Below are 13532 nucleotides of genomic sequence, written 5' to 3'. Positions count from 1 at the left end.
GGGCCTCACGCCCTTTGAATACATCTGCAAAATCTGGACAAAAGAGCCCGAACGATTCAGGCTCGATCCAACCCATCAAACCTTGGGACTAAACATCTAGACGGCGCGCCAAGTCGTCTCGAAGTCAGAATGGTAAGCGACTATGGCGCCGCCTCAGCCTGAGGCCGAGCCGGCGACAAGCGAAGAATGAGCGGCTTCGATCTCTTACATGTCATCGCGACCACTTGGCGGACAACGCTGAAGATTGCACCTCGCCGGGGCCTTCGAGAAGATTGTCATTGCCGACTTGAATACATGATCGCCGGCCACGACAACCGCATCTAGGCGCTCGAGAGCCTGATCGCCAATGTCATATGTAAAGCCGAGGACACTGCCCGCGACACTTTGGGTTCCGTGCGGGGTTCTCCAATTCGGCGCCTTACCCCGCTGGCGCACCTGCCCGAACTCCGCCAGCGCTCGCCCAAGTCCATCGCGGCAAAGGTCTGTGACCGCTTCAAAGCTTTCTCGCAGCCCGGTCGGGCTCCAAGAAGCTCGCCACCATTGCGGTCGCAAGAAAGCTGATCCTCGTGTTCTCAACACAAGCATCAGGGATAAAACCGCTTTGCATGAGCACAGTCGCCGTGCTGAGTGGATGCGTTGCCGTGTCGCGCCCGGCTATCACATCGAGGTCGTCGGGCACTGGTGTTCCACGCTCAATCATCGCGAGCTCGTCGATCTGGGCACCGCCGAGCTATTCAGCATCATCTGAGACGCAACACGCCTCCCACGGTCAATAGTTGGAAGCCCGACAAATTTGTGAGAAACAAATCAGTAGGAAACGGACGCGATATGTTGAACTCACACGTTTTTTCTTGGCACACCTCTTGCGTTGACTTCGACATTCGCCCCAGCAACGGAGCTGATTGATGAGGTCTAATAAATTCACGAGAGAGCGCCTCTCTAGACAAGCTATTCATGAAAATTGCCAACCTAGTGCCAGGAGAACCGATCGTGTCTGACGAGTTAACTTACGGCGAAGTTTACGCTCCCATCTATGAAGAATACACCGCCCTACAAGGTAAAGTCGCGGAGGTGGACGAAACGGTCGCCTTTCTGGAGCGCTATTGCAACCGCGGCAGTGCGCTCGAACTGGGTATAGGTGACGGCCGCGTGGCATTGCCATTGAGCGAGCGCGGCGTTAACGTAGAAGGCATCGACAATTCGTGTAGCATGTTGAAACTTCTCGCCAAGCGCACCGACCTAATTAAAGCCCGGCAGGAAGATATTGCCCAGTTCGTATCAGAGCAACGCTACAATCTGGTATACTGCATTTACTACACGTTCACGCTGCTGTTCACCCGCGAAGAGCAAATATCTTGCCTCCGATCTGCGGCGGGGGCACTAGATGATAAAGGAGTCGTGGTAATAGAATTAGATGTACCCGGCTTGTGTCCTCACGTCGCCGGCCAGCAAACCGCAACGGCGCGGCTAGTGGATCAAGAGAATACGATCCTCAGGGTGGCTGTCCACGATTCAATAAAGCAGAACTTAGTTTCAACCCTCCTTTGGTTTTCAGGTACGTCGGTCAGACGTCTGCCGCAACGCGTTCGTTACGTTTATCCTCAAGAACTCGATACGATGGCCGAATGCGTGGGCTTAGAGTTGGTGGAGCGATGGGGAGATTGGGCGAGAGGTGCGTTCACCGATCGATCCGAACGTCATATCTCCGTCTACCGCCTCAGAGGTGCTGCTCAAAGGTAAGTTCAAGAGCAGCTACGCACGTATCGGTCTTACGCAGCCCGTTCACCGCCTCAGGCGCGCCGCCGCATGCGCAGCCTGGCAAAGTGCGCTTCATCAGGACGCCTGGCGGTACAAGGCTGGGCAGCCCAACGTGCTGACCTTGTGCGGGGTGCTGATGCATTTGACCTTGGCCGTCACCGGACCGGGACCTAGCGAGGTCAAAGGGAACGCTCGCGCCCGAGTTGTGTACGTCAAGTCCTGCAAATGGCGTGGCATCGCGGTGACGTCGGCGTGTCCGCCGAGCAGCCCCGTGTTTAGCGGAGCGGCGGACACATGAAGGTGCTCGGCGGCCAAGGCCCTCAGGCTCTCCTTGTTGTGCTCGCGCAGATGATCCATGTTGAGATAGCGGGTCGTCTCGAGCCAGTTCTTGTGGATCTCCACTGCCAACGCCCGAACCAGTTGCAGACAAGTCTGCGGGTTGGGGAAGATGCGGACGATCAGGGTGCGCCGCTTGATCTCCTGGTTCAGCCGCATCAGCATGTTCGTAACCGGTATGATCATGACGGTGCTATCTATCCCCGCTGGAGATGGTCGATTTTGGCGTATGGTGCGGCCATCCGGGACAGCGCACCAGGAGCACGCCAAGTGCGGCCAGGCCGATGTATGCGATGAACTGCGAGCTCGCGTTAGTAGCTGGACGCCCCTTCGACCTGCCCGGTTGCACGAGAGCGCGCGGATCCGTAGGTGTCGCGTCGCCGGCTCCGGACTGCTTGAGAGGGTAGCCCCATGATCGCCCATGCCAGGATCAAGACCGACGAGATCGATGCCGGAGTTCTGGCGCAGCTCCATGCCAGCGGATTCTGCCGGAGGTTTGGTTTCCCGATGAGTGGGCCGAGCGGTTTCGCCGCCTCGTCGCGCGGCGCAACCAGGTAGGTCGGGATCGCACTCGCGTAAGAACGAGGTGCACTGCATCCTGCAGGCGCACCTCGTGCCGAAGTGCCCGCATGCCGATCGGTTCAACAATCGCGGTCGCGCCTGGCTCGAGCGGCAGGTGCTTCCCGACGATGAGCGGGCCGCTATCGCTCGCCAGATCCGTGAGATCGACCGCCTGCCGAGGATCTGTTGTAAGCGCTGTTCTCAGGCCACGGCCCTGAGTTCGGGAGCCGGGATGTAGGCCCAGGGCAGCAGGTCGTCGATGTGGCTGTTCAGGTGGCCATTGACGATCCTGGTGAGGACATCGGCGAGATAGCCGAGGGGCTCGACGCCGTTGAGTTTGCAGGTTTCGATCAGCGAGGCGACGACTGCCCAGTGTTCGGCGCCGCCATCGGAGCCTGCAAAGAGGGCGATGGAGCGCTCGACTGTATTGGAGTCGATCTCGATGCGGCCGTCGTCGAGGAAGCGGGTCAGGCCTTCCCAGCGCGAGAGCGTGTAGCGGATTGCCTCGGCGAGCTTGGTCTTCTGGCTAATCAGGCCGAGCTTTTCGCGCAGCCAAGGTTCGAGATCGGCAATGATAGCGCGGCTATTTTCCTGACGCATCGCGCGGCGTTCGTCAGCCGTCCGCGGATGACGTCTTCGATCTTGTAGAGCTCGGCGATCCGTCTCAGCGCCTCGCTGCCAATCGGCGCGGGACCGGCTGCCGCCAGTTCATAGAAGCGCCGGCGCACGTGTGCCCAGCAGAAGGCGAGCGTCACGCCGCTTTTCTCGGCCAGCACGCGATAGCCGCCATAGCCGTCGACCTGAAGGATTCCGGTGAAGCCTGCGAGATGAGCGATCGGACGCTCGGCCTTTCGGTCCGGCGCATAGACATAAGCGACGCCCTGCGGGTCGCTTCCATTCCATGGGCGGTCATCGCGGGCATAGGCCCACAGCTGCCCAGTCTTCGTCTTGCCGCGGCCCGGATCGAGCACCGGCGCCGTGGTTTCGTCAGCAAAGAGCTTCGGTGAAGTCTTCAGCTTGCCAAGCAGTCGCTCATGCACCGGACGAAGGTGCAATGCGGCGCGGCCGACCCAGTCGGCGAGCGTGGACCGGTCGAGATTGATACCCTGCCGGGCATAGATCTGCGCCTGACGATAGAGCGGCAGGTGGTCAGCATATTTGGACACCAGCACCTGAGCGACCGTCGCCTCGGTTGGCAAACCGCTCTCGATCAGAGCGCCGCAGCCTGAACGACCACATCCTCGCAGGCGCGGCAGGCATATTTGGGCCGGCGCACGACGATCACACGCAGCTGCGCCGGAACGATGTCGAGCCGCTCGCTCACGTCCTCACCGATCCGATGCAAGCCATTGCGGCAGCCCGGACAGGCATGGTCCTCGATGTCGACGACCATTTCCACCCGCCGCAGATGGGGGTGGCAACGCGCCGCGGCAAATGCGCCAAACGCCAATGGGGCGTCCTTGGGACGACGCGGGCGAGATCCTGTTCACGGTGGCCAGCCCAACATAAAAAGCGAAGAAATGTTCGGATGTGAGAAATCGCCCGCCGTGCGGGTGCCGGAGGTCGCCGATAGCGACAGCCGATACTCGATAGCAGCGAGGACATGCTCAGCCGTCAACGCCTCGATGTCTTGGCCGGGATGGTGATGGCCGGAACCAATCCAGAAAGCGGCGGCCGCCCAGAAGAACGCCTTCGCGGGTCTTCGGCCCCAGGCCCCGCACCTTGCGCAGATAGTCCGAAAAGGAAGCCAGAAGTGGGGCAACCGGATCATCCGCTACACTTGGAACGGAAACAATGAAACGCTCAGGAGCCACTCGCCGTGCGTGTCCCAGCGCCGATCCTGCCCCAATGCGCGGAGTATCCGTAGTAAACGTGCATAAATAGCTATCGATGACATCTTGATGGATCGGCATCGGACCACTGCGCGGCCCGGCAAACTGGCTAAAGCGCGCTATGTGGCTCAGGTAAATCTTGGCGGACGCTCGCTTATAACCAAGCGTAAAAAAATGCTTCGCGATGCGATCCATCTCGCCACCGAGCGCACCGCTACGCAGACGCTTGAGCACCCCACGATAAGAAAAATAGAAGTCGAGCATCCTGCCCCTCCAGCATTGCGGCGCAGGGGGATCCCGCGTCCGTTAGAGAGGCATGAAATATTATGTAGTGTAGGATTCCAGGCTTGGCAGGCTTGGCGGGCATCTCCGCAGCTCCGCCACATAATCTCGCCCGACACATAAGAACGGATCGGCACCCATCGTCTCGCGCACAAGCGCCGCGAGGCCCTCCGCACCCTTGCGGAAGTCCACCGGCTTCGTCGCCACCATGACCTTGACCGCACCCGTCGGCCCGATCACGTCGTCGCCTTCAGCGCTCGGATTACAGCGGCCACCGTCCTGGTGTCGGCGCCACGGCCGACCCGCATAGCGACGCCGTCTATCTCCAGCTCGATCACACCGTCTCGGGCGGCTTTCTGCTTCCGCCGCCGCCTTGCCGCCGGTTCAGGCCTCGGCGCTGCAATCACCGCCGGAACAAACAACTATTCCGGTGCCGGCGCTTCCGCCAACGGCTGACGAGCGGCCCGACGCCAGGCGAACAGCTGCTGCGGGGACAAAGCGTATCGCCGCGCCACCGCGCTCACGGTCGCGCCGGCTTCGTAGCTTTCCGCCACGATCCGCGCCTTCTCCTCCGGCAGCCATTCGCGCCGCCGACCGGAGCCCGTGAACACCTCGAACCGGCGCGCGGGCTCGTGATCGCTGGATTTAAGCGTAAGCTCTGAAAACGTCATGTGTCGAAGCCCTCAAAGGCTCCGACCATCGTCCTTCACGCCGATCACCGAAAGGTGCCGTCGCGACATCGCTTACGATCTGTCTGGGACCTTGATCGGGAGATCGCCTGGGAAGCGGTTGATGATGTGCAAGTCCGGCGGCTCCAAACGATCACCGGCGTCAACGCCATCGTCGCGAGCGGTATCATCGCCGCCGTTGGCAACATCCTCGGTTGGCGAACCGCAGAAGCTGGTGAGCTACTTCGGCCTCAATCCGCCTGTGCGTCAATCTGGCCTTGGCTTGGCGCAATATGGCCGGATCAGCAAACATGGGCGTTCGCGCCCGCGCCATGCTGGTCGAGGCCGCCTGGGGCGGCGAAGGCGCCCGGACCCCTCAGGGCTTTCTTCCTGCGCATCCGCAACAAGCCATCAGGTCGTAGCCGTGGCGCTCGCCCGCTAGCTCACAGCTAGCTCGCCGTGTCGATCTGACATCTCTAACAAAGGAGCAGGACTACTTCTGGGCTCGCTCGGCGCTTGGGGCGGCAAAGCAGAGGCAGCTGGCTCCCTGGTGACGATTTAACTGTTTGAGCCAGATGGCAATAGCCGCGGGTTTAACCAAGCCCATGAAATTGACGAGCAGTTTGTCGTATCCGGTTGCAACACGGCGGTCACAGCGGGCATGGCGGCCTTTCCGACAGATGAGAGAGGCTCACCGAGTCCGCCGCCAGTCCTCCTTGGCCCCAGTCGGCCGTCACAACTCGCCGATTCCCTCACCCCACGCGCCAGCAGGCGGCCATATGCTTCGGCCCTACTTCGACGACGGGCGGTTCCTCTTGCCGGCAGCGATCGAAGGCGAGCGGACATCGGGGATGGAAGCGGCAGCCGTTCGGGATGCGGGCCGCACTCGGGACCTCGCCCTGAAGGGCGGGCAACTCACCGCGTTGCGCATGGGGTCGGACCTTGGGCGTGGCGTCGCGCAGCGCGATCGTATAGGGATGGCGCGGGTTCAGCGTGATCTCGTCGGCCGTGCCGATCTCGAGGAACCGTCCGAGATACATTACCGCGATCCGGTCGGCGATCAGCCAGGCGACTGGCAGATCGTGGGTGATGAAGAGAAGCGCCAGGTTATGCTGCGCGCGGAGTTCCATGAGGACCTGGAGGATCTGCGCGCGGATCGAGACATCGAGCATCGACACCGGTTCGTCGGCGACGATGAGTTCCGGTTTCACCGCGAGCGCTCCGGCGATTACGACCCTCTGGCGCTGTCCGCCCGAGAGTTCGTGCGGAAAGCGCCCAAAGAACTGGACCGGAGAACTGAGCCCGGCCGCCGCCAAGGCCTCGCTCACCCTCGCGGTGAGCTGATGGCTGTTCTCGACCAGCCCGAGCGAGCGCAGTGGCTCGGCCACGACATCGAACACGGTGTGCCGGGGATTGAGCGCCTGATAGGCGTCTTGGAAGATCATCTGCACGCGACGCCGATACGGGCGCAACGCCTTGAAGCCTTGCGCCGAGGTCATGTCACTGCCCTCGAACAGCAGCCTTCCGCCGGTCGGCTGGACCAGCTTGGTGACGACACGGCCGAGCGTGGTCTTGCCGGAGCCAGACTCTCCGACGACAGCGACGATCTCGCCGCGACCGACAGTGAGGTCGATCCCATCCACCGCGCGCACTCGGCCGCTCTGCCTCCCCAGCATGCCGTCGAACACACGGCCCTGTATCGGGTAATGGACTTGCAGGTCCTCGAGACGCAGGACTTCAGTACCGTCGCGCATGGGCCGAGACCTTCGCTAAAGGCTGCACATGGGAGTGCAGGTGACAGGCCACGCATCCCCTCTCCGTCCTCTCGAAGTCGGGAATTGCAGCCGCGCAGATATCCATGACGGATGGACATCGGGGGTGGAAGGCACAGCCCGACGGGCGGGTCTGGAGATTGGGAGGGTCGCCCGGGATCGATTGAATAGCCCGGTTACCGCTCGCCGGATCCGCGATCGATGCGATCAGCAGCTGGGTATAGGGATGCCGGGGTGCCGCAAAGATATCGGCAACGCTGCCCTCCTCGACGATGCGGCCGGCATACATGATCATCACTCGATTGCATGCCTCAGCCACGACCGAGAGGTCGTGGGTTATCAGGATGAGACCGAGGTTGAGCCGCACTCGCAACTCTCCCAATAGCTTGAGGATTTGCGCCTGAGTGATGACATCAAGCGCGGTGGTCGGCTCGTCGCCAATGACGATCGACGGGTTGCAGGAGAGCGCCATGGCGATCATCACTCTCTGGCGCATACCGCCAGAGAGCTCATGCGGATAGGCTGCACCCCGGTCCCCCGGGATGCCGACGAGCTCGAGCAATTCCATTGCCTTCGCTCTCGCCTTGTCGCGCGATAAGCCGAGCTTCAGCATGCATGGCTCGGCAATCTGCCGGACGACCCGATGCACCGGGTTGAGCGCATTCATCGCCCCCTGAAAAACGACCGAGGTCTCGCTCCATCGATGCGGCCGCATCGCCGCATCGTCCTCGATCGGAAGCCGCTCTCCGCGATAGCGGACCGCGCCCGCGCTGACCGCTGCATTGGGCGGCAGCAGGCCTGCAATCGCCATAGCGGTAGTGGTCTTCCCACTACCGGATTCACCGACAAGTGCCACGGCCTCTCCGGCCTTGAGCTCGAAACTCACATCGCTGATCGCGGGCAATGACGTGCCCTTCAACCGATAATCCACAGACAAGCCGTCGACCGAAAGAAGCGGCGCACCATTCTTTGGAGCAAGGTCTGTCATGGGATCGCCCGCCGACGAGGATTGAAGGTGTCATCGAGCGCATTCCCGACCAGGACGAAGCCGAGCGAGACCGCAAGCACGCAGACCCCCGGCGCGCCGAGATACCACCAGGCGCCCACGCTTGCAGCTCCGGCGCGTTGCGCCAGATTGAGCATCGTGCCCCAAGAGGGCTGCAAGGGATCTCCGAGCCCGAGGAATGAGAGCGCCGTCTCGGTATAGATCGCGCCGGCGACGACCAGAGCGCCATTGGCAGCGATCTGAGGCACGAGGTTTGGCAGGATATGTCGCAACATGATGCCAAGATCGCTGCTGCCGACCACTCGGGCCCGATCAACGAACTGACGTTCCCGCAGCGTCAGCGTCTGGCTACGAACGATCCGCGCGACAAATCCCCAGCTTGTCAGGCCGATGACCAGGATGACCACAAAGAGTGAGGGTCGGAAGCCGAGGATCGTACCCCCGCGCCCCAAAACTTCGAGAAACACCGGCGTGATGACCAGCGCCAGCATGAAGGTGGGGACGATGAAGAAGAAATCGGTCACGCGCATCAACCAGACGTCGATCCTGCCCCGATAATACCCAGACATCATTCCGATCGCGGTGCCGACGATGAGGCTGATCACGGTCGCCACGAGCGCGATCGTCAGCGAGACCCGAGCGCCATGGACGACGAGATTGAGCACATCACGCCCGACCTCATCGGTCCCAAGGATATTCTGGGCATTCGGCGATGCGAGGAAATCTCCCGTTGCATTGGCCGCTGTCTGCAGCGGGCCGACGAGGAGGCTTGGCACCGCTGCCAGCACGAGAACGAAGGCAAGGATCGAGAGGCCGATCCGCGCGCCAACATAACCGATGAACTTGCGGAGAACGGTTCGGGTTTCGCGCAACTGAACAGGCGCGCCGAGGTCTGGCACAGCTTGGCTCATTGTGTCACACGGGGGTCAAGAAGGCCGTAGGTCAGATCGGCGACGATGTTGGCGACCACGATTGACGCGCCAAGCAAGAGAAAGATTCCCTGCAGGACGGGATAGTCTCGCGCGTTGAGCGCTTCGACCGTCAGCCCGCCAATCCCCGGCCAGTTGAATACCGCTTCGACCGTGATGGCTCCCGCCACGACATAGCCGAGGTTGAGCGCTATCAAGGTCACGACCGGCAGCATGGCATTCCGGAAGGCGTGACGAATCAGCATCTGGCGACCGGTCAGCCCCTTGGCCCGGGCGGTAACCATGTAGTCCTCGGTCACAACGTCGCTCATCGCAGCCCGGGCGACCAGGACATATTGCCCGCCCAATCCTAGGGCCAAGGTGGCCGCCGGCAGCACGAGGTGCCGGAGCCGGTCGGCCAACCAATTCAGCGAGCTGCCTGCGACACCCGTCGGTGAATACGCTCCATAACCTGGAAACCAGCCCAGCGTCGTGCTGAACACCAGCACCATTAGCATGCCGAGCCAGAACGCCGGCGTGGAATAAAGCGCCAGAGAGGTTCCCGTGGCCAGGCTATCGATGGTCCCGCCTCGTCGCCAGCCGGCATAGAGCCCGACCATCACCCCGATGATGATCGCGAAGAGCTGGGCCACCCCGACCAGGGCAAGAGTGGCCGGCAGCCGCGCCAGGAGCAGGTCGGCCACGCGCTCACCCCTGAACTTGAAGCTGTAGCCCAGGTTACCGTGAAGGGTTGACCACAAATAGTCAACCGCCTGCTCCGGCAGCGGCTTGTCGAGCCCCCACTGCTTGCGCAGCCCATAGATCTGCTGCTCCGTCACGCTCGAGCGCGCCCCGGCCAGCAAGAGCTGGGCGGGGTCCCCCGGGACCACTCTGAACAGGATGAAGTTGAGCGACATCACCATCAGAAGAGTCACCAACGCCCTGATGAGAATGCGTCTGATGCGTCGGCCCATTGGCTGTCCGTACCTTTCCGTTCCGATCCGTGCAGAGCCAGTCAGCCGTCAGACCGGCGCCAGGCGATCAAGCGGGTAGTAGCTCCAATCAGACAAGTCTGTTCCCCACCCTTTGAAGCAATCCTTGCGATAGGAACTGAGCGAAACGGGATAAGCTAGCATGATGTAGGGCGCTTCAGTATAAATGAGGCGCACGGCCTGATCGACCAGCTCCTGGCTCTTCTTGAGATCGATAGTAGCATTCACTTCCGAAAGGTATTTCTCGAATTTCTCGTTCGTCCAGTATGACGGGTTTCCTATGCCGATGGCCTTGCTGCTCCCGAGGACGAGCAGGTCGGAAGGCGTGGTTGTTAGCCAAGCGTTTGCGACTAGCAGGTCCCAGCCTCCGCCGCCCTTCGCCGGCGCCGCCGTGCGGGCGGTGAGCACACCAGATTCGAGCTGGGTTACCGAGGCGGAAATGCCAATTTGTTGCAGCCAGCCGGCGATAAGCTGCACTGTTGCGTTCGGGGGCTGCTGGCCATTACCGGAAAACCCCCCGGTTATCAGCTCGAGCTGGAACTGCTTGCCTTCCTTGTCCTTCCGGACGCCGTCACCATCTGTATCACGGTAGCCCGCCGCGTCGAGCCTACGAGCCGCCTCCTTTAGATCGAAGTGACGCCTGATGTCACTCAGATCCGAGTAGTAATCGCTCGCTAATGGCATGACTAGTCCGACGCCAGGGTCGGCGTGACCACGGTAGGCGCGATCGACGAGCGCCTTCTGGTCGATCGCATAGCCGATTGCGTCACGAAACGCCGGATCCTGCAGCGCCTTTGTGCTGCCCGCCCCTTTCCCGGAAGCGGTGTTGAACGCTAGATAATCACGCTGCTCGGTCCGCGTCTCGAAGACCGTAATGTTGGGGTCCTTCGAGAGATCGTGCCATTGTGCGACTGTCAGTCCGCCACGATCGAGACTGCCACTCTTCACACCTTGGGCAATTGGATCTTGCGTGCTGAAGAGCTGTATAATCATGCCAGCCGCTTTCGGCTGCCCGGTGCGGAAAAACGGATTTGGCGTGAGGCGCACAAACTGGCCTTGTTTGAACTCAGCAACAATCATAGGACCAGTTCCCACCAGCGGGGGGTCGTTTCGGAAAGTGCTGCGCGCATCCGCATAGCTGACGCCCTTCCAGATGTGCTCGGGCACAATCCATGTGGTGTTGTCAGTTGGCCAGCGCGACGGCAACTTGGTTACGATCTGCAACGTCTCGTCATCGACGACCGTGATGGATGCAATTTGGTCCATGCCGCCGGTGTTGTTTTGGGCGATATTCAGCTCGTCTGGCTTGCCCACGGAACCTAGCAGATAGTTATAAGTGAACGCCGCGTCTCTGGCGGTGGCGGGCTGGCCGTCCGACCACTTCATGTCGGGCCAAATCTTGAACGTCCACGTAAGCTGGTCGTCGGCAACCGACCACTCCTTGGCGAACCCCTTCCGGTCAACATGACGCTGGGCGTCCACGCCGACCAGGAAATCATAGGTAAAAGCCAGCGGCCAGAACGAACTCCAGGTGGCGAACGGATTCATGGAGTCGGGAGCAATCGTCGTGCCGTAGCGCACGATGCCGTCACACGAGGCCGCAAACGCAGCTGAGCGCAGCACCAGAGGTGCTGCCGATCCCAACAGCAATGTCTTCAACGCCGCACGACGGCTGACTTTCCAGTTGTTCATATTCTTCTCCCTGCCCACTTTTCTGAGACTCCGTCAATTCTGGAGTTTAACCGAACATCAGTACATGCTGGCTAATCGATTATGACGGCATTCGACATTTGGCTTCGCCTCAGGTTCGTCTAGCCGTCAAAGTTTACTGAAAAAGCGAGAGCGGCAAACATAGATTCCAGATGTCGGCCATCTGGGAAGCAGATGCATTAAAACCAAAGACATAAGCTGTCCGATTAAACCGGCAATGACTGGCGTCGATGGCCCCTACCTACGGCATCCTATTGTGCCAATGTATGAGTGTGAGGCCATCATAGGGGAGGGAGCATGCATGTCGGGAGTCACCATTGTCGCGGTTGTCCTAGCAAAGCGGTTTTCAAACTGCAGAGCGCGCGCTGCGACGGGTCGGTCGTATTCGCACGAACCTGCCTTGGGCAGGTGTTCACGTTCTTGCCCAGCAGCCGAACTCGTCGTTCTCCCTGGAGGCTTTGTGCGATGGCCCATGGCTGGGGTCGCGAAATCGAGAGGCTTGGACATGGGTGCGCCTATTCCGGCCAATCTACGCGAAACCGTTCGTGAAGCTGACGCATCATCGAGGTCGATCTGTGGGATCGCGGCTGTTTCAACCTCTGTGGTCCGGCCACGATCACCATCGGCGACAACAGCGACGGCGAGATTGCCTTTGGCGGTCTGCAAGCCGGCCTTGATCTCAGTTACGGCCCACAATGGTCTTCTTTACCTGGAACGGCTGCGACGAGATGGACGAAGTCACAGGCGTTGGCCATGCCGAATTGCTTTAGGATGGGCCCAGAACACTCTTGCCTATCACCACGGCGATGAGGCCATCCTCAAGATTGGCCCGCACAGCGCTTTACAAACAGCTCTTACGCTGCTGAAGCGATTTGTTTCTTAGGGAAATCGACGCTTGGATCCACTGCTGTAGGCCAGCCCTCGCTGATATATCCAACAAGGCCGCATGCGACCCAATATAATTTCTGCTTTTCGCCCATCTCCTTTCACTAGGAGTAACGCAGGAAAACAGCGGTCCGGAATGTCGCCTTACGGCTACCGCAAGGGACCGGCAGATTCGTGTTGAAAAGGCGCAGGGCCGTTTAAGGGTCGTCCGGATTCTCAATAGGGACACCGAACGTTGCCTTGACCCGGTCGACGATCACCATCGTCTTCAGGCTCTTGATGTGCCCATTTTGATAAAAGAACTTCCGCGTGAATTGTTCGTAATCCTCCATGCTGCGGGCGGTAATATAGAGCACGAAGTCCGCCTCGCCGGTTATGTAGAACCCTGTCGCAATCTCCGGTGAGGATTTGATATCCCGCTTGAACTTGTCGATGATATCGGCGCGCTCCCGCTCCAAGGTCACCATGACGATCATCTGGATGGGTCGGCCGACAGCCTTAGCCGAAATAATCGAGACGTCCGCTTCGATAATCCCTTCTGCCCGCAGTCTTTTGAGGCGGCGCTGGCACGCCGTTGCGGAAAGTCCGACTTTGTCGCCAATGACGTCGGAAGTTAAGCGGTTGTTCCGTTGAACCAATTCCAGGATGCGGGCATCGATCCGGTCGTATTTCATGTACGGTGATCTCGGCTGTGGATGTCTCTGCAACCTCGTGTGCGGGATACCACTGCCGAAGGCTGAATTTCAGCGGTTATAGAGGCTATGTTATCGGCAATGCAACATGTTGCCAGTTGCGCCGGTAGTGACCGTGGAAATCGCGTCA

The 13532-nt window shown here is 60.5% G+C and carries 11 protein-coding genes and 6 pseudogenes; 5 read left to right on the top strand and 12 right to left on the bottom strand.

Going from position 1 to position 13532, the window contains the following annotated elements:
• The 3 genes and pseudogenes from NKJ58_RS31590 to NKJ58_RS30790 all read left to right on the top strand — a co-directional run.
• Window positions 1-100: pseudogene (locus tag NKJ58_RS31590) on the top strand (IS481 family transposase); the annotation flags it as partial.
• A gap of 384 nt (window positions 101-484) precedes the next feature.
• A complete protein-coding gene (locus NKJ58_RS30795; RefSeq protein ID WP_352854642.1) occupies window positions 485-748 on the top strand; it encodes a hypothetical protein in 264 nt (87 codons plus the stop codon).
• A gap of 242 nt (window positions 749-990) precedes the next feature.
• Window positions 991-1740, top strand: coding sequence for a class I SAM-dependent methyltransferase (locus NKJ58_RS30790; protein ID WP_352854641.1), 750 nt, complete (start codon window positions 991-993; stop codon window positions 1738-1740).
• Window positions 1741-2067: 327 nt separating this feature from the next.
• Here NKJ58_RS30790 and NKJ58_RS30785 read toward each other — a convergent pair.
• A pseudogene (locus NKJ58_RS30785) lies at window positions 2068-2265 on the bottom strand (transposase); the annotation flags it as partial.
• Between the two features lie 240 nt (window positions 2266-2505).
• Here NKJ58_RS30785 and NKJ58_RS30780 point away from each other — a divergent pair.
• Window positions 2506-2830: pseudogene (locus NKJ58_RS30780) on the top strand (IS110 family RNA-guided transposase); the annotation flags it as partial.
• A 26-nt stretch (window positions 2831-2856) separates the two neighbouring features.
• Here the strand turns inward: NKJ58_RS30780 and tnpC are convergent.
• From tnpC to NKJ58_RS30760, 4 genes and pseudogenes are all read right to left on the bottom strand, one after another.
• A pseudogene (tnpC, locus tag NKJ58_RS30775) lies at window positions 2857-4094 on the bottom strand (IS66 family transposase); the annotation flags it as partial.
• A 168-nt stretch (window positions 4095-4262) separates the two neighbouring features.
• Window positions 4263-4751 (bottom strand): hypothetical protein, encoded by a 489-nt coding sequence (locus NKJ58_RS30770; protein WP_352854640.1) that lies wholly within the window; start codon window positions 4749-4751, stop codon window positions 4263-4265.
• A 141-nt stretch (window positions 4752-4892) separates the two neighbouring features.
• Window positions 4893-5009, bottom strand: a pseudogene (gene tnpB, locus NKJ58_RS30765) (IS66 family insertion sequence element accessory protein TnpB); the annotation flags it as partial.
• A 182-nt stretch (window positions 5010-5191) separates the two neighbouring features.
• Complete coding sequence (locus NKJ58_RS30760; protein WP_352854638.1) at window positions 5192-5440, bottom strand: transposase; 249 nt, start codon at window positions 5438-5440, stop codon at window positions 5192-5194.
• Here NKJ58_RS30760 and NKJ58_RS30755 point away from each other — a divergent pair.
• On the top strand, window positions 5439-5879 hold the full coding sequence (locus NKJ58_RS30755) for a transposase (RefSeq protein ID WP_352854637.1): 441 nt from the start codon (window positions 5439-5441) through the stop codon (window positions 5877-5879). The genes NKJ58_RS30760 and NKJ58_RS30755 overlap by 2 nt on opposite strands.
• A 123-nt stretch (window positions 5880-6002) precedes the next feature.
• Here NKJ58_RS30755 and NKJ58_RS31585 read toward each other — a convergent pair.
• From NKJ58_RS31585 to NKJ58_RS30725, 7 genes and pseudogenes are all read right to left on the bottom strand, one after another.
• Window positions 6003-6086: pseudogene (locus tag NKJ58_RS31585) on the bottom strand (IS5/IS1182 family transposase); the annotation flags it as partial.
• A 103-nt stretch (window positions 6087-6189) separates the two neighbouring features.
• Entirely contained in the window at window positions 6190-7191 is a 1002-nt protein-coding gene (locus NKJ58_RS30750) for an ABC transporter ATP-binding protein (protein ID WP_352854636.1), read from the bottom strand.
• Window positions 7175-8197, bottom strand: coding sequence for an ABC transporter ATP-binding protein (locus tag NKJ58_RS30745; RefSeq protein ID WP_352854635.1), 1023 nt, complete (start codon window positions 8195-8197; stop codon window positions 7175-7177). The genes NKJ58_RS30750 and NKJ58_RS30745 overlap by 17 nt, the downstream gene beginning before the upstream one ends.
• Window positions 8194-9126, bottom strand: a complete 933-nt coding sequence (locus NKJ58_RS30740) for an ABC transporter permease (protein ID WP_352854633.1) — start codon at window positions 9124-9126, stop codon at window positions 8194-8196. Before NKJ58_RS30740 ends, NKJ58_RS30745 begins: the two co-directional genes overlap by 4 nt.
• The gene (locus tag NKJ58_RS30735) at window positions 9123-10097 is read right to left on the bottom strand and encodes an ABC transporter permease (protein WP_352854632.1); all 975 of its coding nucleotides are present in this window, start codon (window positions 10095-10097) and stop codon (window positions 9123-9125) included. The genes NKJ58_RS30740 and NKJ58_RS30735 overlap by 4 nt, the downstream gene beginning before the upstream one ends.
• A gap of 48 nt (window positions 10098-10145) precedes the next feature.
• Entirely contained in the window at window positions 10146-11807 is a 1662-nt protein-coding gene (locus tag NKJ58_RS30730; RefSeq protein ID WP_352854631.1) for an ABC transporter substrate-binding protein, read from the bottom strand.
• A 1100-nt stretch (window positions 11808-12907) separates the two neighbouring features.
• On the bottom strand, window positions 12908-13384 hold the full coding sequence (locus NKJ58_RS30725; RefSeq protein WP_352854630.1) for an Lrp/AsnC family transcriptional regulator: 477 nt from the start codon (window positions 13382-13384) through the stop codon (window positions 12908-12910).
• Window positions 13385-13532 lie beyond the last annotated feature (148 nt).

It is taken from the genome of Mesorhizobium sp. M0139 (assembly GCF_040322455.1).
Taxonomy (GTDB): Bacteria; Pseudomonadota; Alphaproteobacteria; order Rhizobiales; family Rhizobiaceae; genus Mesorhizobium.
This window is presented reverse-complemented; position numbering and strand designations above follow the sequence as displayed.

Coding starts and splice junctions, on each gene's coding strand:
- NKJ58_RS30770 (WP_352854640.1), bottom strand. CDS start 4,751: ATGCTCGACTTCTATTTTTCTTATCGTGGGGTGCTCAAGCGTCTGCGT.
- NKJ58_RS30755 (WP_352854637.1), top strand. CDS start 5,439: ATGTGTCGAAGCCCTCAAAGGCTCCGACCATCGTCCTTCACGCCGATC.
- NKJ58_RS30760 (WP_352854638.1), bottom strand. CDS start 5,440: ATGACGTTTTCAGAGCTTACGCTTAAATCCAGCGATCACGAGCCCGCG.
- NKJ58_RS30750 (WP_352854636.1), bottom strand. CDS start 7,191: ATGCGCGACGGTACTGAAGTCCTGCGTCTCGAGGACCTGCAAGTCCAT.
- NKJ58_RS30745 (WP_352854635.1), bottom strand. CDS start 8,197: ATGACAGACCTTGCTCCAAAGAATGGTGCGCCGCTTCTTTCGGTCGAC.
- NKJ58_RS30740 (WP_352854633.1), bottom strand. CDS start 9,126: ATGAGCCAAGCTGTGCCAGACCTCGGCGCGCCTGTTCAGTTGCGCGAA.
- NKJ58_RS30735 (WP_352854632.1), bottom strand. CDS start 10,097: ATGGGCCGACGCATCAGACGCATTCTCATCAGGGCGTTGGTGACTCTT.
- NKJ58_RS30730 (WP_352854631.1), bottom strand. CDS start 11,807: ATGAACAACTGGAAAGTCAGCCGTCGTGCGGCGTTGAAGACATTGCTG.
- NKJ58_RS30725 (WP_352854630.1), bottom strand. CDS start 13,384: ATGAAATACGACCGGATCGATGCCCGCATCCTGGAATTGGTTCAACGG.